Here is a 19208-nt window from a genome sequence, read left to right on the forward strand (position 1 = left end):
GGAAAACCGACAATTCTTAATTGCCTTTTTCCTGCATTTTACCGCTGCTATTTACAGTTCCGTTGTTGGTTTAAGGTTGCCATACTTATAATCCTTAACCCATTGTTCATAATATTCGGCATACGTCATTGATGACCCAGCAATACTAACGCCATCATTGCGTTCAGCTTCCATCTTCACAGCCCACTTTTGAGCTTCTTTCTTGGTTGCAAACGTTCGGCTAACTTTCTTTCTAACTGTTCCTTCCGTGACAGATACAACAACACGTGTTTTCTTGCCACGTTTTTCATAACTTGCCATAATTATTTCTCCTTTTTAGCTTCGTCCCCGTGTGCTAAAATAGAGTACACAAAGAGACCACTAGTAATAGTGTTTTCTATCGTTTAGCCATATCCTTAAGCCGTCCAAAGTTTAGGGGATATGGCTTTTAACTTAAAAGTTTGATAACAGAGTTAGGTGTGTTAAAATACGCCTAGTGATAGGGAGGTGCAGATTAAACATGAAAAAAATCTTTATATTCGTGCTAATATCCCTAACTTCAATCATGACGGTTATAAACATTTATAATGCTGTGGCAAACAATATTGTAATTAATTGGATGAGCTTAACCTCACTGGCACCTGTGATAATTGCAATGTATAGTGAATTTGATTGGATATACGTAACTTGGAACAAGCTGCGCTCTTGGGCCAAAAACAATACAGTTGCATTTAGCAGCAGTTTCTTCGTGTATACAGATGAACAAAAAAGCTATGCGGAATTGCAACAACGAGTCTCAAATGCCATGAAGACGTGTAAGTTTACATTTCAACAAGGCGTTTCAAGGGAGATTACGTCGAATTATTACAAAACAGGTTTGAAAACTTGTAATGGCCTGAATTTTTACCTGAGTATTAGCATAGACCCTTGCGAAGAACTTAATGTTATTAATGTAAAGCTTGACTATCAAATTTCAAGTCGAACTGTAAAAAACAGTTGGTCAGATTTTAAAAAATTTAGAGATGAGTTTATTAATGGGTTAGCAACTCAGAAAAAACGCTATAATATAGTTATTGATATGAAAGAGACGGGATTAAACCCTTTTTACCGTTTAACTTTAAAACCAATCAAAGCTAAGCATCTTGATGATGTTTGTTTGAAGTTTAATGAGAACGGCTTAAATGTTGAAATAACTAAGAATAGAATAGCTGCTTCGGCTCAAGACCCTGATTTAATAGACAAAATTATAAAACAATATATTCCGTTAACCTCAGTGTATTAAGATCAACTATTTATTTTAAGTAGTTGATCTTTTTTAGTACATCGATTGCAAAAGATAGCATGGGAATTTCGAATTTTTCATATCCAATTAATTTACTAAAGGACATAATCGTTCCGGATTGAGTTAACATAATTGTGTATGATTGTTGTCCAATGTCCATAGCACCGATAATTTGTGTTGCATCATCATTTTCAAGAGCCGTAAGGGCTTCAGGATTAATATCTACTTGATAGCCACTTAACGATTTGCTATTTACTCCTTGATCAGTACTGCTAAAACGGACCCCCTTTGTCTGACCAAACATATTTGAGATATCGTCTAAATCGAAGTGGATGGAATCGAAACCAAGATCAACTCCATCTGTGTTTGATAAGGCCTTTAAGAACGCTTTTGTAATAGGAGTAGTAGAGCTTGAAAACAATAGTTTTTTTGATTCGCTGTAGTACATTTTAAATGAAAATTGTTTTTTGTAGGTATCCAATTCTTTGTAGTCTTCTAATTCACGAATAAAAACAGTAATATCGTCTGATATGTCCTTTGAATAAGTACAGTCAAATACATCAAAAGTAAGCCCAGAAATATTTAAGGTGTTAGCACTTTTAATGATACTTCCCAGCGGAACTTTAGCTTTTTTAACTTCTGTTTTGCCTTCAGGAATTGAAAATTCATTGATTTTTCTAATAGATATTGAAGTTGCCATAAAGTTACTCTCCTTTTGAATTTCAGCTTTTAGCGTCATCGGAATGTGGACGTGGCGTTATATATTATTATCAAATAATCTTATATTAAATCCATACTCACTTTTACCGGTATGGATTTTTAATTTTGGATCATCTGAAAAATCATTTTCATCATCATCAGCTATTTTAAATTTTCCACCTGTTAAGTCATATTCTATTCTTAAAGAAATTTCTTTATTATTATGTTTTTCCAAAATATCAGCAATTTCTTTTGTTTTTTTTGCTGGAACATAGCCTATCATGTATTTTTTATTATCAAGAGTAGCTAGTATTTTAATAGCATTACTGTCATATTCGTTTTCAGGTTCAGGGACAAATTCTATTGAACTTATGATTCTAGATAAGTCTGTTTCAAATACTTTCTCGTATGGGGAGTATTCTTTTATTTCAGATGCAGAATATCCATCATATGGATCAAACATATCATTTTTTCTAGCGTAGTTAACCATTTTTGATAATTCATGATAGGCGATTCCGTGAACTTTAAAATGAGATATTTTTTGGCTTTTAGCATGCTTTATTATTTCTTTTGCCATTGCTAAATTTCGAGCGTGTTCTGTTTCTTCCTCGGCTATTTTTTCACGCTCAATTTTTTCTTGTGCCTCTTTTTTTCTTCTCATATCGGAAGGGCTTTCTTCTCCTATACTGTGTAAGTAATTATCACCGATTGAGTTATCCATAAAATTAGCAACATCTTTTGCCGAGGTTGATTCAGCCCAAAGCAGAACGGGGTCTACGTTGCTAGTACATGATTGACAGATGATTTTTTTATCACTTGTTTTAAACTTTTCAGAGAATAAACCAATTTTATTACCACATATTTCACACTTAGACACATTAATTCCCCCATATTGATAGCTTTTTACATTGATAGCTTTTAGCATCGATCACGTTTGGACGTAATATTAATAGATTATATTGTCAGCTGGTAGTCCATAAGAGCCAACTAGTTCGAAATAGTTATTAGGAATTCTGCAATTTTCTTCAATATATAGTTGTCCTAAAAGTGAAACGGCAAATTCATTAGCTTCATTTTCTAACTTAGCATGACCAAATCGAACGCCAACGTAGTATCCTACTAAACCTTCTTGTAAAATTACATGACCCAATTCATGGGACAAAGTGAAATACTGGATAGGTTTATTTTTTATTCTTTCATTGAGGACAATGAGTGGCGCTGAATTATCGTAAATAGTCTTACCTAATGGAAAATTACCCAGTGGCATCCAATCTACTTCAACATTCAATTTTTCAGCTAGAAGGAAAGGATTAGCCGTTTGGTAACGATCTACTATTAACTTAGTTGTACGAATAATGTCTTCTTTTTTCATAGAATAAGAGCCTCTAGTTGTGTTTATGACGACGCCAGAATATTTGTGTCATTGCAATTTTTAGTTTTTCCTTATCTTCTTCGGTAAGCTTCTCACCACCATAGGTCATTGACCCTTCGTTTTGTTCAAGAAATTTCTGCAAATCATGGGTATCTTTTTCGGTAGCCCATTCTGGTGTGTCGTTTCTGCCCAGTAAATATTCAACGGAAACATTCAAAACTTTCGCAACCGATTCAAGTGTTTCTGGATTGGGTTTTCGTTTCTTCCATTGGTACATGTAATTGGTACTAACTCCTGCCTTGCGTTCGACTTCCGCAATAGAGTAACCACGTTTTTGGGCAGTTTCTTTGATTCTATCAAACAGCGTCATTTCAGTGTTCCTCCGATATCATCAAAGACAATCTAAGAGAAGTTATAGAATTTTAGTTGCTATATTCTAAAACATGTTGTAGAATAGTCTTTGTTAAGAAAAGTTATTAAGAAATTGACCAAACTAAAAACCACTTATAAATCATCTTGACGGGCGATAGATAAGGATTTGTTGGCTTATTTCGTTATGTCTACATTCTAAGATATGTTGTAGAGAATTACAACAACTTTCTTAATAAAAATAAAGAAAAGGAGGCCACACATGTTTATTCATATGGAAACAAACAACAAGGCAGAAGCGATTAAGTCATGGCTTACTAATCATCGTGACTTAGAAACACAAGGATCACTTGCTGAACATTTTGGAAGATCGACCACATTCGTGAATCTCTCATTGAACAAGCGGATGACTACTAAGGGTGCCGAATCATTAGTAACAGAAATTTACGAATACTTGCATGAAAAATACGGAATTTAAAAAGGAGGCGTAGCAAATGAAAACAGAACTATGGAATGGACATCCAATTCGATTTGTTGAAGTTAATAACGAATGGGTTGCAGTTGCTAAAGATGTTTCCGATGCGCTGGATTACTCAGATACAAAGCAAATGACTAAACGAATTCCAGAAAAATATATCTGGACTGTCAATTTGCAAGTCCAGGGTCAGAGACGTAAATCACTTGTTTTGACAGAATTCGGAATTTACAAAGCGATCTTTGGAAGCCATAAAAAAGAGGCAGAAGAATTTCAAGAATGGGTATTCAGCGTCATCAAGCAGTTGCGTGAACAATCAGGACTGCAAGGCTTTGAGATTTTCCGAACGCTTGATAAGGAACATCAGCGTAAGACAATGAACCAACTTTGCCAATCACTATCACACCCAGTACGAATGGACTTCATGAAAGCCAACACGATTGCTAACAAGGCGGTATCAACTAAATTTGGTTATCAAAAGATGGTTAAGAAAAGTGAAATGACACCGCAAATGCTAACGGAACGTGAGCCAATTTTGGAAGACACTGTTAGCTTGATGGCTTTGCAGGATAAGTATCATCTAAATTTATCGGTGAGCAAGGTAATCTATGACGGATTAGACCAGCAAGCAACAGCATAGCGGCCTAACCGCAGAAAGAAGGTGCGATATGAAGCTTAAAGGTAAACAAAAAGCCGCAACTATTAAGAAAATTGGGCTTGGATTTATTTGTGGAACTATGGGAGGAATGTTTGGAAGCCTGGTCGTTATTTATTTCATGAGGAGATAGGTAGTGAGAGAGCCTATACCTGCTCCTAATATTGCAGTGATGGTTGGATATAACAAGTTTGTTCTTAATTCTTTGTGGAGGCTAGATTGCTGGCGTAACGCTATGGATTCAATTCGTTCCTTAGCGGTGACGGTGGGAAACAATTGAGATTCGACAATGGGGTATCCTGCATATTTAACGTATTTTTGTTTAAGTAATGGATATAGATAAGAGTAAAGATCTTTTTCATTCATGTCCATTTTGTCCGCTAAATCACTGAATTTTGGTGATGATTCCACAATGATTTTTAAAATTTTTTCTTCAGTTGTCACAAAATATCACCTCACTTTCCTATAAGTGAGTTAAGTATATCGCAACAAGCAGCACAGGAAGCGGCAAATTACAGTAAAGGAAGTGAATCACATGGCAGCAAGCGAACGTAGACCAGATGATCAATTTCCGATGATCATGAACAGAACGGAGCTAAACGAATACTTAGGTCGTAAAGGTAATGTGATTGATTTTTACATTGATCAAATGGGCTTAAGCAACGCAATGATTAAGTTAGAAGGCCGAGACACAGTGTTTGTACGTCCGAAAGTATACAAATGGTTGTGTGAAGTTGGAGCGTAGAAAGGAGTGATAAATATGGCAGCACAGATTGGATTTGTAATCGTAGTTGCTTTGATTGGTGGGTTCATTGGTTGGCACGCAAGTAAGGGTGATCTGTTTGATTAAGGAGTGATTGTGATGATCGAAAACACTTGGAACGACGCAAATATTGCTAAGCTCAAACGAATCATGATCACTGATCCATTTACGAATGAGTGCTTGAACTTAGACGAGTGTGCTGACTCATTTGGGATCACGTTAACAACTATGCGACGCCGAATTTATGAAATGCGACGAAATGGGCAACTACCACAATTTAAACCAACTGAATATCATGACGCTTATCAACGGCCGTATACCGAAAGAGAAATTAAAACAATTGCTACAATGCTTAATGCAGGCAGAACGACGATTGAGGTTGCTGACCAAATGGAACGTACGAAAAAAGGAATTGAATTTTTACGAATCAAATTAGTCGATCAAGGACGAGTTGCACCGGTTTGTAAACGCTGGTCAGCAGCGGAAGACCAATTCATTCTGGAAAATATTCAGTTAGATAAAAATGGCATCTGCGTTAATACAGCATGGCTTGCTCATGAACTCGTACGAGCACGTTCAGGTGTTGAACATCGACTTACCAAGTTACGCAAACAGAATAAATTGCCTAAGCCCACACGTCGGGGTGCGTCTGATCCAGGTATTGAAATATGGCTAGATTTTAAGAAAAAGTGGTTAAAACAAACATTTAAGAGGTGGTAATTATGGAAACTGATTTCACATTAAAAAATGTGAACAAAATTTTAGGAATCAAAGAATCATTCAAAGCACCGGATCGACTAATGGAGATTCTATTTGATCCAAAAGAACGTTTAAGAGTATTTCAAGACTTTTTGGAATTGTCCACGGATATGAGCTTCGACTGGTTTCACCAATATTTTCAGGAAGAACAAGCAGAACGAAAAACCAATAAACAGGACTTCACCCCGATGGAAGTAACACAGCTCATGAATTGTCTTGCTACGTTAGATAAGAAAGATCAGCATTCATACTTCGAAACTGCAGCTGGAACGGGTGGGTTACTAATTACGCGCTGGTATGAGGACTGTCTGAAAGAAACGCCACTCACATACATGCCACACGAACATGAGTATTTCGTTGAAGAACTGAGCGACCGAGCTATTCCGTTTCTACTGTTCAATATTGCAATTAGAGGGATGAACGCAATCGTGTTTCACGGAGATTCATTAGAGCGAACGTGCCGCGGAGTGTTCTACCTGCAAAACGATGACGATAGTCCAATTGGGTTCAGCAATATTAACATCATGCCACGCAATCAAACGGTGAAGCATGAATTCAATATTCACAAATGGACTGGTGAACCATATCCAGATCATGTTGAGTCTAACTCACAAAAATGGGCAGAAAACGTTGATCGAAACATGATGTTGAAACGGAAATGGGGTGAGATATTTGACCGAAGTTCCAATGCGACCAGCTAACGAACTTGAAGGCTACACAGAGAATCTAAACTACCATCACATGACTAGAGATGAAGCTCGTGAAATGGCGTTCTGGGATTACTTCTGCTGGTGGACGAAGAAATACAAAGTGGGACATATTCGACCGGTAACGATCAGGAAATACTACTCAAATGCGAAGTCAATTTGGATAGTAGCGCCCAATGCGAAGCTTAAAGATTTCGAGAAAAATAGACACACACTTCAAGCATTACTAGACGGCTATGGTCAAACGCATCAACATGCAACGACACTAGAGTTTAAGAATCACGTAATTGCTTCACTGCGATCAGCCACTGACGATCAGTTCATCGATGGTATTTCGATTTCACAAATCAAGGTACACACCGTCGAAGATACTTGGTCACAGCAGAAAAAGAGTGAAGTGAAAAACGAAGTTAAAACACTCGATGCCACGGAATACCGCAAATTCAAATTGCAGATTGAAATTGAATTGCAGGAGAAACTCAAAGAACCCGCGATCGTTCCGCCAACTGATCCTAGTCATTTCATTAGGCGTAAAGGTAATACTTCAATCAGTGAACAAACAAAGCTTATGGTGCTCATGATCCTGTTACACACGGGTTGCCGGTTTGCAGAAGCTATCGGAATCACATTTGAGGACGTAAGCAACGGCGAACTCAAAATTGATAAAACGTGGGATTACAAGGACAACACGGGATTTGCTAAGACGAAAAACACGAGTTCAATTCGAACGGTGTTCATCGATGCAACACTTGAAAAGATGATTAATGACTTTCATATCTGGAAGCTAAAAAACTTTGGTGAAAGCAAATTACCTATTGGCGTCGAACCTAACACGTATTTCTATAACGACACGATGAACTCATATTTCAGACGCAAACAGAAGCAATACGGAATCAATAAGAATTTGTCTATTCACAAAATTCGACATACGTATATCTCGTATCTGCTCAATGAAGGAGTTAGTGCTGAAACAATTGCACGCCAAGTTGGTCATAGTGACACAACCATGATTCAGCAAGTTTATGGTCATTTGATGGCTGAACGTCAGGCACAAGACAAATTGAAGATTTCATCATTAATGAGCTAGGAGGGACGATGAATGATCACTAAAAACAACTACCTAATCACAACTAATTGTTTATACAAAAAGACCGATACGGGTCGCACCCCATATCGGCTAATCAAAAATATTTTCAAACGAATCTTATCACGGAAAGGAAAATAGAGCAATGGAATTAGTTAAAGCACGTGAAATGAAACGTCGCATTTATGCACATGACCACTTGTTGACTGACACGTTATGGGTTGGCGATGATCCTGAATCAATGGAGTACAAGAACTGTGCTCAAGCATTCAAGAATCGCGAAGAGATGACAGCAGAATTCAACCGCTTAATGGGGTGGAAGTATGTCGAAGGTTATTGATTTAACAGGTAAACGATTTGGAAAGCTTGTTGTCGTAGGACGAGAAACTAATTGGCCGGCTAATGGGACTTTTTGGAAATGTCAGTGTGATTGTGGAACCAGTAGGATAGTTAACGGATGGAAGTTAAGAACCGGTGAAACCGTGAGTTGCGGTTGTTCGAGACGAAAAAAGGCTCGGGATAGGGCGATGAATCCCAATTCAAAATTCAGGAAAATGTCATTAGAAAAAATGAATCAGGATTCCGTTGATGGCACACGGTTAAAACAGTTATCCATGAGGGTATCCCAGCATTCGTCAAAATACAAAGGTGTCTCTTTTCATAAATCCTCTGGCATGTGGACTGCTTGTATAAAGTTTCAGCAGCATAAAAGACATTTGGGAACTTTTTCAACTGAACAGGAAGCTGCTGCGGCTTATATTACGGAAGCAAAACGATTATTCGATCCAGTTTTGATTGCCAACGGTCGAGAACCATTAAGCACAGAGCGATATTTCAAGGAGGGCTATTAATGAACCCAGATATTAACTGGGACGCTGCTACTGAACAACAGGATGACTTGAATCCAGAGAATCAATACTTTGGACCATATGTGAGGGAGGAGAACGAATGACACCAGTAGTATTCGATGGTTTCACAGAAACCAAAAGGAACCTAGAAAATGAATTAGTACCATACAAATCACTTATCATTTCAGGCGTTAAGAACGGCAAGAAAACACGAGCTAGTTTGCGTAATTTAGCTAAGCAAGTCAACGATCGCAAGAAAGAATTGAAAAGCCCGTATGTTGATGCAACGAAGCCAATGGAAGACCAAGCTAAAGAGCTGATTTCAATGATTGATGCGGTTGTGAAGCCGATTGACGATCAGATTAAGGCAATCGAATCAGAAGAACGTCAACAACGTATTGATCGCTTGAAAGCCTTAATTGCTGATATGGCGTTCAGCTACCAAATTGACCCGTATCAGGTCGATATCAAACCAAACTGGGCTAACAAGTCAATTGGTGATTTGGAACTCAAACGTCAGATTGCAGAGGAATTGTCTTTGATGGTCAAGTATGGCAAGGGCGTGCTACCTGATGGCATCAATCGTGTTAACGGTTCATTAGTGAGTGACGACGGTGAGATGGTACAGAAACACTTGCTGACTGTCTATGTAACCAATGAGCAATTAGAGACGTTGCTAAGTGATCTTAATGCTGCAGAAGTGCCATATGAAAAATTGAAGGTGTAATCAGTGGAAATTACAAACGCAAAAAATATCAAACGAAATAAGAGTTGGCGAGTAATCATCTACTCAAAGCCCGGAATTGGCAAAACATCATCGATCAAGTATTTAAAGGGCAAAACGTTAGTGCTGGATTTAGATAATTCAGCAAAGGTACTTGAGGGCTTAGACATCGATGTGATCGAATTTGACCGATCGAAGCCAGAAGAAGAACTAGTTGAGTTTCTGAAACAGGCGCCAGAGTTAGCCAAACAATATGACAATCTAGTGATCGACAATATCTCATCGCTTGAGAAAGATTGGTTTGTTGAAAAGGGACGCAAGTCGCACAACGGAATCAGCAATGAATTGCAAGATTACAGTCAATGGACTAACTACTTTGCACGAATCATGATCACAACCTATTCATTGAAAGACATCAACATTCTAACGACCGCTTGGGAGACACAGAACGATGTGACAACTGAAACGGGTCAAACATTTAGCCAGTATGCACCACAGATTCGCAAGAGCGTACGTGACGGCCTACTAGGAATGGCTGACGTTGTTGGGCGTGTAGTTGTTAATCCTAAGACTAATGGCCGTGGCGTGATCCTACAGGGTGACGATTCTATTTTCGCAAAGAACCGCCTTGATAATCGTAAACTAACACCGATTGAAGAATTATTTGATTTCGGTAAAAAGCCAGAACCTAAAGTAGAAAAGAAAGAAGGAACTAAATAATGTCAGGATTTGATTTAGATTACTCAGAAGCAACAGATTTCACTACACCGGACGACGGAACGTACGAGGCGGTTATCGGTGGGCTTAAAGAGGACGCAACAAAGAGCGGTGCTCAATTTATGAACATTGACATGATTATTCGCAATGATATCAGCGACCAGAAGTTCAAGGGTCACCATGTTTTCCGACGTATTTTCGTTAAGAAAGATACTGGAAAGTACCCAAAGGGCATGTTGATGAGTCTTGCAAAAGCATCTGGATTACCAGACAAATTCCATTTCGAAAGCTTTCCAGAAGACTACTTTGCTAAGCTTTATCACCGTCCAATTTTGATTACCGTAAAAAATGAAGAATCCGAATACCAGGGTAAAACGTATCAGAATTTGAATGTTAAAAAGTGGGAAGTATCAAAGTTTCCAAATGTGGCACATAAATTCAAATCAGATGAAATTAATAAGGCCGCTGCTAATGCGCAAGCTGGAATGAATGGTCAAGCAATTGATATTTCAGATGATTCGCTTCCCTTTTAGGTGATCGCATGGAAAAACTAACTTACAGACAAGTCAAGAAGCGACTGGAGCGTGAACTAAATATGCCAATTGATCTGCTGAACAAAGGCTATCCAATTACGGAAGCCGAGTACCAAGAAATTAAAAAAGAATTCAAACGCAAGATCGAGCTATGGAAAGAAAACATGGCACTTGATCAGTTACCGTTCTGATTGGGGTGATTAGATGTCGGGTGGGGGTTGGATAAGTCTCCATAAAAGAATAAGAAAGTCCTTCATCTGGACAAACTCAGATCAGTATAAGCTTTGGTCGTTATGTCTAATGAAGGCAAATTTTAAAGATACAAAGGTTTTATTTAATGGAAAAGAAATATCAGTGTCCAGGGGTCAATTCATCACAGGACGCGACGCATTAGCATCTGAGTTCAACGATGGTGTCCCACGTGTCCATCAAGTTGTCGGGCGTACGTTATGGAGATGGCTTCATAAATTTGAAACAGAGCAAATGTTGTCCATCACTTCGAACCCCAAATACAGCGTCATAACAATAACTAACTGGGATGAGTATCAAACAAATGACCAACAGTTGTCCAGCTCTCGTCCATCAACTGTCCATCAATTGTCCACAGATAATAATATTAATAATACTAATAATAAAACTACATCATCTGGCAATGATGGTGCGTCAAAAGTCGAACAGAATTTTGAATTGCTTTGGAAATTGTATCCACGAAAAGAAGGCAAGGACGTTGCGAGAAAAGCATACAAACGTGCCATCAAGAATGGAGCTACAAACAAAGCAATACAAGATGGCATAGTTGCTTATCGAAAACTGGTTGCTAGCGAGGGACGTGATAAGCAATATATCCGTCAAGGTGGTACGTGGTTCAACCAGAAAGGCTGGGAAGACGAATACCAGACTGAAATACCGGTAGACACATCTGAACCACAGGATGATGGTGTGCATCTGTCAGCGGATCAAGTTAAAGAAAAAGCACGACGTCAGCGTGAAGAGTTTGACCGTAAGTATCTTGCTGAACATCCAAAAGAGTTTGAAGGTGAAGAAAATCAATAGCGAGGAAATTGAACGACAGGTTATAACGGTATTACTTCATGAACCACAACTACTAGATACAGTGAACATCAACACGGAATGGTTTGTGGATCATAACTATCGAAGTGTGGTCGAGGCCATCAACGAATTAGACGCTGAGCATTACAGCTTGCTGAACATCTGGGGCAAGGCGTCATACCTGAATCCGCAGTTTGGATTGAACTATGACGACCTAAGCTCCTTGAACCGCCTGTTTGTCACTGGACACACGTTGCCGCAGATTGTGAGTGAACTTCGCAAACAAGCACTGACTCGAAAAGTGAAAGAGGCCGCCAGTGAGTATCAACGATTGCCAGTGTCGGACAACGCAGAAGCACTGTACGAATCGCTGAACAACTTGATCAACACAGAGGATACAACCGCGGACGGAAGTCTTGACGATGCGATGAATCAATTGGACTACCGGCTGAACCACCAGGTGGAAAAAGGAATCAAGACATTTGATCTGTTAGACGACATTGTGGGTGGTGGATTGTATGGCTCAATGCTGTTCACCATTGGTGCTCGGCCTAGCGTTGGTAAAACGGCATTCAGCGTCAACCTAGCCTACGAAGCATTGCAGCAGGATTCAAAACTAGAGGTCGATTACTTCACACTGGAAATGGGTAAGGCTGAAATGCTTAATCGGTTCATCTCACGACATACTGGCATCATGTCACAGTCATTACGAGACCCGGCCAGTTCATTGAGTGACATTCAGAAGAGTGTGGTTCGTTCCGCAATCAAGTGGTTGAAGGATCATAAACTCAATGTATACGACACCACACCAATGCTTGATCAGATTGTGCAGACGATCAAAAAGAACGCCGCTAAGTGCAAGACCAATAAGTATCTGGCAATTGTAGACTATATCGGTTTGATTTCGGTACAAGGAATTGATGAACAACGACCAAAGCTGGAGAAAGTGACACGTGAGTTGAAGATGCTCACGAATGATCTACACATTCCGATCGTGGCACTTGCTCAACTCAGCCGTGGAATTGAGTCGCGCAACAACAAGACACCATTGCTAAGTGATCTACGTGATTCCGGTTCGATTGAACAGGATAGCAATGTGGTTGCGTTCCTGCACAAACCTTATGCCGACAACGTCAGTGCTGAACAACTGCTGATTCAAAAGAACCGGGAAGGCGATCTAGGTAAGATCGACTTTTACTTCGATGGATCCGAAATGTTGTTCAAGGAGATCAAGCAAACATGATGGCGTATATGGATTACAACCAATACAAAGAAATTATGAACTACTACGGTTATCCAGAATCTGGTGCGGTCAAAGTCTATCTGAACCGTGCAGCACACTATAACCGTATGAAAAAACAAATGCTGAAATCACTGGATACAAAGTCATCTGAGACGATTCAGAGGTTCGTGGATCATTATGAACAAAGACGAATTGAAACCGTCTGGGAAGCTATCTGGGTAGCAGAATCGGAACATAAACAACGGTGGCGTTACTTGGAAGATTTGAATGATTTTTTGATGATTCTCAAGGCTAAATATGACGGTGATATCAGCAAACAAAACGATGAAGAAAAAATACAAATCGAATTAGCGCAACTATATCGATCATTGAATGAGGAACAACAGAAGGGTGAGTGGAGAGACTGATGACACCGAAAGAATTAGGGCTGAAATTGATTGATGCAATCAGTGTTAGTGCAAATGAATTGCCGGCTAAGATTGAGTGCCTAAATTCATTGGGATATAGAACCGATGTATCAACAACATTCAAGAAAGAGTACATTCAGTTCGTGGACGAAGAATTTGTTGAAGCTGAATACACGTTGCTAATCTACAAGGAAAAGCCGAATGATTAAACTAACGATACCGGGCGAACCAGTAGCACAGGGACGGCCGCGATTCAGTCGACAAGGCGGATTCGTTAGGACGTACGACCCGAAACCGTCGCGAGATTACAAGGCTAAGATTAAGCAGTGTGTTGAACGGCTGAAACTAACTACACAACTTGATCAGCCATTAGCAGTCACAATCAAGGTGTATCGACCCATTCAAAAGTCGACAAGCAAAAAAGATCGTGCACTGAAAATAGCAGGAAAGATACTACCGACGACCAAGCCGGATACTGATAACTACGTGAAGGGTATTCTTGATGGTTTATCACAGTCTGAAATTTGGACAGATGACAATTTAATTTGCGTAATCAAAGCACAAAAGATGTATTCAGAATCTCCGCGAGTAGAAATTGAGATTAAAGAAATTGAGGTGTGATTTATGGCAGTAACGCCAGGTAACGAACAAGAAACAATTATCAGCTATGACAAGGAATTGAAACAGTGGCACTACTATTCAGATGTACCGGAACATAATCATAAGTGGGATAAACGGGTTGAACCAACTCAACGGGTAGTTGAACCAAGCGGGCGTATTTCAGTTCTTGAAGGAACGATTAACGGGACGGTATCAGTTAATGCAAAACGAGTGTCTCATATGACGCCTGAACAACGTCAAGCGGCATCTGAAAGAATGAAACAGCTTAGGATCAATTCTAAGCGTCAGAAGCAAAGCAAGTAGTTAGCAAAACAAACATGAAATATCATTCGAGGGTAATTATGCCTGAAATAAAATCAGTCTCGTAGAGACAGTCAATACAACAGCCCACAGAGCAAAAACAAAACTGGAGGAATTTATCATGACAGAATTAAAAGACAACAGCATTGAAGTGCCAGCTATGCTAGCTGATGTACACCCAACACCAAAAGGTGTAACTAAGGTGAATTTTGAAGTTGAGACAGAGTTGCTTGACGGTCATATTGGGGAACTAGCAAATCTGCTTAATTACAACATTGTTTTAAAGATTACGCCTAATCAAACGGAGTTAGATACAGACAGTGCAAACAAAGAAGCAGACGGCCAGACTGACTTGTTGAAAGATGGTGACTAAATGTGGAAGTTGAAGATCGAAGATGGGTAGGGCAATTTGCCCTGACAGTTGAAGAAGGCCATCGAATTGATGCTTATTTCAAGCAAGCACAAGAACAGCATTGGACGTTGAAGCAAACTATGCTGCAAATAAATCGTGATCCGGTTATGCATCGGCGGATGACCAAAACAGTAATTAGTAAGCGAGCACAAAAACAAAATATTGTATTTTCTGAACATGAAGAACCAATTGGAACTAAACAACCCAACGTTGTAATAAGTGATCATGTACTTCATGAACAGCTCAATGAATTGTTTAGCAAAGATGAAATTAAATTCATTAATTGGGTAATACAAGCATTTAGCAAGAACGGATTTAAGCTCGATGATACAGTCGAATATTTTAGAAACAGTAGTAAATTGAAAAATCAGATAACACGTGAAATTGTTGTATACAAATGCAAAAAGCTACATGTGAAATTGGAGGGTATGTGATGGCAATTAGACCAAATTACTACAAGGACAAGGACGGACATGATCTGTTCTGGAAGATGGAACACGGCATGTATGATCTAGCTTGGTCGATTGGGTTCTGCCACATTAATGCTGAAAAATATGAGCGTCGCATGGGACGTAAAACGGCCATTAGTATCGAGGATGAGCGCAAGGCTCAAACGTGTCGTGACGAAGAAGAACGACTGAAACAGTTACATCGCAAGGGAGTGATTTAAATGACTAAATATATCAAGACAGGAACTACCGAGTTTGAACAGTTCGATGGTTCAGATGAAATGATTGGTAAATATGATATTGATCCCGAACAAATCGGTGAAGGAATGCCGATGTATCAGTTAGAAACACTAAAGGGAACGATACAAATCTTCATTGGCGATTGGATTGCAACGGGTGTTGAAGGTGAACACTGGCCAGTTAAGGACGAGATTTTTCAGAAAACGTATAAGAAGCTGCCAGTAATTCCTTATTCGGTTGCAAAGTATATTGAGGAAGTTAAGCGAGGTGAAACAGATCTTGATCAAGGCGAAATTAATATTTATGGTGCAATCTATGGTGCTCTTGACTGGGACCAAGCCTCATGCAAAGAAAGCGATTGGATTCAAGCTCACAGCGATGAGTTTGCTCGCGCATGGCTGGACGGTTACGAGGTAGCGGAGGTTGAAGAATGAAACCAAATAAACAAGTAATTAAAGAACTAGAAACTGAGAATTCCGAATTGAAAGTAAAAATTGAAAGATTGAAAAAATTATATAACAGGGTGGCGAATGAATACCATACGGTCGGCCATGTAACATCAGTCTCAGATGAGCAATGTACACTTCTCGGTATGCAGTTGAACGCGATGGAAGATTATGAGTATTACCTCAATGAGCGAATCAAGGATTTAAAGTCTTATGATGACTAGATTGGGATAGAAGATATGAATGGGTGGAGGTGAAAGAATGACAGAATTAGAGAAAAAACAGGCTAATTGCCCGTTTTGCCATTATGATGGGAGTCGAATGGATAATGAGAGCCTATGGGGTGGCAAATTAATTCAAGGTATTGATGATTTTGATGCAATGGCTATTAATTTGAGCAAATGTCAATTGGTAAGTACTAATGCATTGCACGCATTCTCAGTAAAAAATTGCCCTATGTGTGGCAGAAAGCTAGGTGAAGACGAATGAATTATAGGAATGGTAGAAGAATTAATGTTGGCGACGTCTTATGGGCGAAGAATGCTAGATGGATTGTAACTGACAATTACCAGATGAAACTCATGGGTAAAGGGATTGAGTTTACGCAGATGATTTTGCCGGCTTTTGTTGAATATGTCGGCAGCATTCACGAGAATCCGGAATTGTTGGAGGTAGAGAAATGAAGATTAAAACGTTTTGGACTATTTGCACCGAAGATAATAATTTCGACAATATTGTCAATAAATTCATAGAAGACAAAAAGGTTGTGCAGATTTCAACTGGCGACTACGAATTAACACATTCATTAACTATTCTTTATGAGGAGGAATAATCATGAGTGATGGTAAAAAATATCTAATTAACGTAGATCGATTCACGGTTAACGAGATTGGAGTAGATCATGTGGGAGAAGATTAGAACGGCCATTATTGGCATTATTGGGTATGGAATTGTGATCGGCTGCATTGGAATATTCATCTACCTGACTTGGTTTCACACTTCATGGGTGATCAATTTTATAAATGGACACTAAAAAACGCCCACCAAACGGTGAACGCGGAGATGATGCCTCTTATTAATATAATTTATATGTCAACTAAATTATATCATATAAGGGGTGTCAGAATTGGGACTATTTGAACAACAAACGATTTTTTCTAGCCACATCGACAAAGAGAAGACGCAAAGAAACGTAAAACGATTGTTGAAAGATGAATTGCCTCGGTTAGAAAGAATAGCTGGGGAATCATTAATAAAGGCAGCCTCAATGGACGGCATGCCTAAAGCTCCTAGTAGAGGCAATTCACAGGAAGACAGAATTGTTCAGAGACTTACAGCTCATGAAATTATAGTTGCGTCCATCAAAGCAATCCATGCTTGTAGTGCTACTAGTGAGCAAGTGTTAGATATGTTATACCTGCAAAAAATGAGTGACACAATGGTCTATATGACGATTGGGTACCAGAAATCACAGTTTTATAATCACGTTAAACCCAAGGCATTAATGGAGTTTTCGGAGGCATTTATGTACGATGATATTAAAGCATACAAATAAAAATCGGAGTTTTATCGGAGTTTTGTCGGACAAACATCGGAGTATTATCGGACTATTTGTCTTAAAAAAGGGTGTAAATTAGTAACATGGAAAGATTGGAATAGGTCAATCGGGTAGCTCCGTTATCAGCTTTATTACCCGATTACGGAATGCTGGCGTTACCTTCGGAGGACTAGAAGCAAGCCCACGTTTGTTCTAGCCGGAATTTTCAAAACAAATGAACGTGGGATTTGGAAATTCTTAACGATGGTATGTAGGTTCGACTCCTACTCGGGTGGTTGTCCGAAATGACATTAAACTATTGATACTGTGATGATGTTGGGACTGCTCTGACAGCTACGGAAAAATCTTCGGAGACGACAAGCAGATTGGCACTCAATGATGAAGAAGTTAGCCTTTTCAATACATCTTTTTTGGCTAACGCATGTCCCCTTAATAACCTGCGCTTCGATAGAGCAAAATGGTGTATCAAAAAGCAAGTCGCAATTGACAGTGTGAAGTCAATCGGGCTATCGACCCGTTATTTTTGTTGACTACGGTGCAAGCAGCTTAGAGGTTTAGAGCTTGCGTACATATATATGAGACGTCATAATCAGCGTCGTTAAATAAGTGAGCGGAAAATATTTTCCAAGTCGACTTCCGGGTCGGCTTTTTTTGTACATAACAAAGCTAACGTGCAGCGGAATAACAATAAACATTAAGCGTGCAGCACTGTTAGCTTTTTATAGTTGCATCAACAGCCGTCAAGCGCGCTGACGGTTACATAGAAAGGACTGATCAATATGGTATCAAAAGCTAAGCGTACAGATTATGGATTGGCCAGTTGCCAGTATGAGCGTGACGTGATTGCTGGAATTGACAGAAGATATGAACGAGAGCGTCGTGCTAAACAGCATGGCACTTTTAGTTTGCATAGAAAACGTGAAATTAAAACGTGGAATAAGGAGACAGCCAAATGAAATGGTTAATGATAATTAACACACGACTGGCCATCATTGAGGACGATGAAGATGCCTAGAGTACGCATATGCCGTAAAGCAGGTTGCTATCACGAGATACCCTATGATCAGTCCAATCCATACTGTAGCCAACACTCCAACTTATATCATGGAACTTACAGCAGACTTGCTAAGCACAAGCGACGCACATCTTATCAATCATACAATCGGTATAAGCGTGACAAAGAAGCCAATACATTCTACCAGTCAAAGCAATGGAAGAAGCTAAGTAGATGGCTTAAAGAGCAAGCCTACTTTACATGTGCATGCTGTGGTCATACCTATGACAAGCCAGGCTACTTAGTGACAGATCATATTGTACCTAGACGTGTGGATCGACGTAAGCAGTTGGAGGTCAACAACCTATGGGTGATCTGCAAACGATGCCACTACTGGAAGGGACAACTTGAAGATGAACTCTACCAGTCACAGTCATTGATTGAAAACCTTGATGTTAGCAAGCAATGGGACAGGGACAAAGTGACAGCATGGATCATGAAGCACGAGAAATAATAGGATGC

Annotated in this window: 34 protein-coding genes; 28 read left to right on the forward strand and 6 right to left on the reverse strand. The window is 39.3% G+C overall.

From position 1 onward, the window contains the following. Positions 1–51: 51 nt before the first annotated feature. Positions 52–300 carry an Arm DNA-binding domain-containing protein gene (locus tag FC26_RS02995; protein WP_057777733.1) on the reverse strand — a complete coding sequence of 83 codons (249 nt, stop codon included), beginning with the start codon at positions 298–300 and terminating at the stop codon, positions 52–54. 199 nt (positions 301–499) lie between these two features. On the opposite strand from FC26_RS02995, the gene FC26_RS03000 reads away from it, so the two are divergent. Then, the gene (locus tag FC26_RS03000) at positions 500–1261 is read left to right on the forward strand and encodes a hypothetical protein (RefSeq protein ID WP_057777734.1); all 762 of its coding nucleotides are present in this window, start codon (positions 500–502) and stop codon (positions 1259–1261) included. A 10-nt stretch (positions 1262–1271) separates the two neighbouring features. Here the strand turns inward: FC26_RS03000 and FC26_RS03005 are convergent, their stop codons facing one another. From FC26_RS03005 to FC26_RS03020, 4 genes are all read right to left on the reverse strand, one after another. Further along, on the reverse strand, positions 1272–1961 hold the full coding sequence (locus tag FC26_RS03005; protein ID WP_057777735.1) for a hypothetical protein: 690 nt from the start codon (positions 1959–1961) through the stop codon (positions 1272–1274). A gap of 57 nt (positions 1962–2018) precedes the next feature. Further along, a complete protein-coding gene (locus tag FC26_RS03010) occupies positions 2019–2837 on the reverse strand; it encodes an HIRAN domain-containing protein (RefSeq protein ID WP_057777736.1) in 819 nt (272 codons plus the stop codon). A gap of 69 nt (positions 2838–2906) precedes the next feature. Further along, entirely contained in the window at positions 2907–3332 is a 426-nt protein-coding gene (locus FC26_RS03015; protein ID WP_057777737.1) for an ImmA/IrrE family metallo-endopeptidase, read from the reverse strand. Between the two features lie 13 nt (positions 3333–3345). Beyond that, on the reverse strand, positions 3346–3702 hold the full coding sequence (locus FC26_RS03020; protein ID WP_057777738.1) for a helix-turn-helix domain-containing protein: 357 nt from the start codon (positions 3700–3702) through the stop codon (positions 3346–3348). A 261-nt stretch (positions 3703–3963) separates the two neighbouring features. On the opposite strand from FC26_RS03020, the gene FC26_RS03025 reads away from it, so the two are divergent. Both FC26_RS03025 and FC26_RS03030 read left to right on the forward strand, forming a co-directional pair. Next, a complete protein-coding gene (locus tag FC26_RS03025) occupies positions 3964–4179 on the forward strand; it encodes a hypothetical protein (RefSeq protein WP_057777739.1) in 216 nt (71 codons plus the stop codon). Between the two features lie 16 nt (positions 4180–4195). After that, a complete protein-coding gene (locus FC26_RS03030) occupies positions 4196–4816 on the forward strand; it encodes a BRO-N domain-containing protein (protein WP_057777740.1) in 621 nt (206 codons plus the stop codon). 129 nt (positions 4817–4945) lie between these two features. On the opposite strand, the gene FC26_RS03035 is transcribed toward FC26_RS03030, so the two are convergent. After that, on the reverse strand, positions 4946–5275 hold the full coding sequence (locus tag FC26_RS03035) for a hypothetical protein (protein WP_057777741.1): 330 nt from the start codon (positions 5273–5275) through the stop codon (positions 4946–4948). A gap of 91 nt (positions 5276–5366) precedes the next feature. Here FC26_RS03035 and FC26_RS03040 point away from each other — a divergent pair, with 91 nt between their 5' ends. The 25 genes from FC26_RS03040 to FC26_RS03155 all read left to right on the forward strand — a co-directional run bounded on the left by FC26_RS03040 (position 5367) and on the right by FC26_RS03155 (position 19200). Then, a complete protein-coding gene (locus tag FC26_RS03040; RefSeq protein WP_057777742.1) occupies positions 5367–5576 on the forward strand; it encodes a hypothetical protein in 210 nt (69 codons plus the stop codon). Between the two features lie 117 nt (positions 5577–5693). Further along, positions 5694–6314, forward strand: a complete 621-nt coding sequence (locus FC26_RS03045; RefSeq protein ID WP_057777743.1) for a hypothetical protein — start codon at positions 5694–5696, stop codon at positions 6312–6314. Positions 6315–6316: 2 nt separating this feature from the next. Further along, complete coding sequence (locus FC26_RS03050) at positions 6317–7054, forward strand: N-6 DNA methylase (protein WP_057777744.1); 738 nt, start codon at positions 6317–6319, stop codon at positions 7052–7054. After that, positions 7026–8147 carry a site-specific integrase gene (locus FC26_RS03055; protein WP_057777745.1) on the forward strand — a complete coding sequence of 374 codons (1122 nt, stop codon included), beginning with the start codon at positions 7026–7028 and terminating at the stop codon, positions 8145–8147. The genes FC26_RS03050 and FC26_RS03055 overlap by 29 nt, the downstream gene beginning before the upstream one ends. Positions 8148–8289: 142 nt before the next feature. Next, positions 8290–8484: a hypothetical protein gene (locus FC26_RS03060; RefSeq protein WP_057777746.1), complete on the forward strand. Its 195-nt coding sequence runs from the start codon at positions 8290–8292 to the stop codon at positions 8482–8484. Then, a complete protein-coding gene (locus FC26_RS03065; protein ID WP_057777747.1) occupies positions 8468–8995 on the forward strand; it encodes an AP2/ERF family transcription factor in 528 nt (175 codons plus the stop codon). The genes FC26_RS03060 and FC26_RS03065 overlap by 17 nt, the downstream gene beginning before the upstream one ends. A gap of 97 nt (positions 8996–9092) precedes the next feature. Then, the gene (locus FC26_RS03070) at positions 9093–9719 is read left to right on the forward strand and encodes a DUF1351 domain-containing protein (protein WP_057777748.1); all 627 of its coding nucleotides are present in this window, start codon (positions 9093–9095) and stop codon (positions 9717–9719) included. 3 nt (positions 9720–9722) lie between these two features. After that, the gene (locus FC26_RS03075; protein WP_057777749.1) at positions 9723–10436 is read left to right on the forward strand and encodes an AAA family ATPase; all 714 of its coding nucleotides are present in this window, start codon (positions 9723–9725) and stop codon (positions 10434–10436) included. Continuing rightward, positions 10436–10966 carry a DUF669 domain-containing protein gene (locus FC26_RS03080; protein ID WP_057777750.1) on the forward strand — a complete coding sequence of 177 codons (531 nt, stop codon included), beginning with the start codon at positions 10436–10438 and terminating at the stop codon, positions 10964–10966. The genes FC26_RS03075 and FC26_RS03080 overlap by 1 nt, the downstream gene beginning before the upstream one ends. Positions 10967–10974: 8 nt before the next feature. Then, positions 10975–11157 carry a hypothetical protein gene (locus FC26_RS12665; RefSeq protein ID WP_157061022.1) on the forward strand — a complete coding sequence of 61 codons (183 nt, stop codon included), beginning with the start codon at positions 10975–10977 and terminating at the stop codon, positions 11155–11157. A gap of 109 nt (positions 11158–11266) precedes the next feature. Beyond that, the gene (locus FC26_RS12670) at positions 11267–12019 is read left to right on the forward strand and encodes a hypothetical protein (protein ID WP_157061023.1); all 753 of its coding nucleotides are present in this window, start codon (positions 11267–11269) and stop codon (positions 12017–12019) included. Then, positions 12003–13259 carry a DnaB-like helicase C-terminal domain-containing protein gene (locus tag FC26_RS03090; RefSeq protein WP_057777752.1) on the forward strand — a complete coding sequence of 419 codons (1257 nt, stop codon included), beginning with the start codon at positions 12003–12005 and terminating at the stop codon, positions 13257–13259. Before FC26_RS12670 ends, FC26_RS03090 begins: the two co-directional genes overlap by 17 nt. Next, positions 13256–13666 carry a hypothetical protein gene (locus FC26_RS03095; RefSeq protein WP_057777753.1) on the forward strand — a complete coding sequence of 137 codons (411 nt, stop codon included), beginning with the start codon at positions 13256–13258 and terminating at the stop codon, positions 13664–13666. The genes FC26_RS03090 and FC26_RS03095 overlap by 4 nt, the downstream gene beginning before the upstream one ends. After that, on the forward strand, positions 13666–13875 hold the full coding sequence (locus FC26_RS03100; RefSeq protein WP_057777754.1) for a hypothetical protein: 210 nt from the start codon (positions 13666–13668) through the stop codon (positions 13873–13875). Before FC26_RS03095 ends, FC26_RS03100 begins: the two co-directional genes overlap by 1 nt. Next, positions 13868–14287: a RusA family crossover junction endodeoxyribonuclease gene (locus FC26_RS03105; RefSeq protein ID WP_057777755.1), complete on the forward strand. Its 420-nt coding sequence runs from the start codon at positions 13868–13870 to the stop codon at positions 14285–14287. The genes FC26_RS03100 and FC26_RS03105 overlap by 8 nt, the downstream gene beginning before the upstream one ends. 3 nt (positions 14288–14290) lie before the next feature. Next, the gene (locus FC26_RS03110; protein ID WP_057777756.1) at positions 14291–14590 is read left to right on the forward strand and encodes a hypothetical protein; all 300 of its coding nucleotides are present in this window, start codon (positions 14291–14293) and stop codon (positions 14588–14590) included. A 118-nt stretch (positions 14591–14708) separates the two neighbouring features. Continuing rightward, entirely contained in the window at positions 14709–14960 is a 252-nt protein-coding gene (locus FC26_RS03115; RefSeq protein ID WP_057777757.1) for a hypothetical protein, read from the forward strand. A gap of 2 nt (positions 14961–14962) precedes the next feature. Further along, positions 14963–15433 (forward strand): hypothetical protein, encoded by a 471-nt coding sequence (locus tag FC26_RS03120; RefSeq protein ID WP_057777758.1) that lies wholly within the window; start codon positions 14963–14965, stop codon positions 15431–15433. Continuing rightward, a complete protein-coding gene (locus FC26_RS03125) occupies positions 15433–15669 on the forward strand; it encodes a hypothetical protein (RefSeq protein WP_057777759.1) in 237 nt (78 codons plus the stop codon). The genes FC26_RS03120 and FC26_RS03125 overlap by 1 nt, the downstream gene beginning before the upstream one ends. Further along, positions 15670–16122, forward strand: a complete 453-nt coding sequence (locus FC26_RS12435; RefSeq protein WP_083483731.1) for a DUF1642 domain-containing protein — start codon at positions 15670–15672, stop codon at positions 16120–16122. It abuts the gene before it with no gap. Continuing rightward, positions 16119–16358, forward strand: a complete 240-nt coding sequence (locus FC26_RS03135; RefSeq protein WP_057777760.1) for a crAss001_48 related protein — start codon at positions 16119–16121, stop codon at positions 16356–16358. Before FC26_RS12435 ends, FC26_RS03135 begins: the two co-directional genes overlap by 4 nt. A gap of 37 nt (positions 16359–16395) precedes the next feature. Further along, positions 16396–16623: a hypothetical protein gene (locus FC26_RS03140; protein ID WP_057777761.1), complete on the forward strand. Its 228-nt coding sequence runs from the start codon at positions 16396–16398 to the stop codon at positions 16621–16623. Positions 16624–16813: 190 nt separating this feature from the next. Then, positions 16814–16966 (forward strand): hypothetical protein, encoded by a 153-nt coding sequence (locus FC26_RS12910; protein ID WP_164478248.1) that lies wholly within the window; start codon positions 16814–16816, stop codon positions 16964–16966. Between the two features lie 294 nt (positions 16967–17260). After that, the gene (locus FC26_RS03150; RefSeq protein ID WP_057777763.1) at positions 17261–17689 is read left to right on the forward strand and encodes an ArpU family phage packaging/lysis transcriptional regulator; all 429 of its coding nucleotides are present in this window, start codon (positions 17261–17263) and stop codon (positions 17687–17689) included. A gap of 1010 nt (positions 17690–18699) precedes the next feature. Continuing rightward, positions 18700–19200: an HNH endonuclease gene (locus FC26_RS03155; protein ID WP_057777764.1), complete on the forward strand. Its 501-nt coding sequence runs from the start codon at positions 18700–18702 to the stop codon at positions 19198–19200. Positions 19201–19208 lie beyond the last annotated feature (8 nt).

This window comes from Paucilactobacillus vaccinostercus DSM 20634 (assembly GCF_001436295.1).
GTDB classification, from domain to species: domain Bacteria; phylum Bacillota; class Bacilli; order Lactobacillales; family Lactobacillaceae; genus Paucilactobacillus; species Paucilactobacillus vaccinostercus.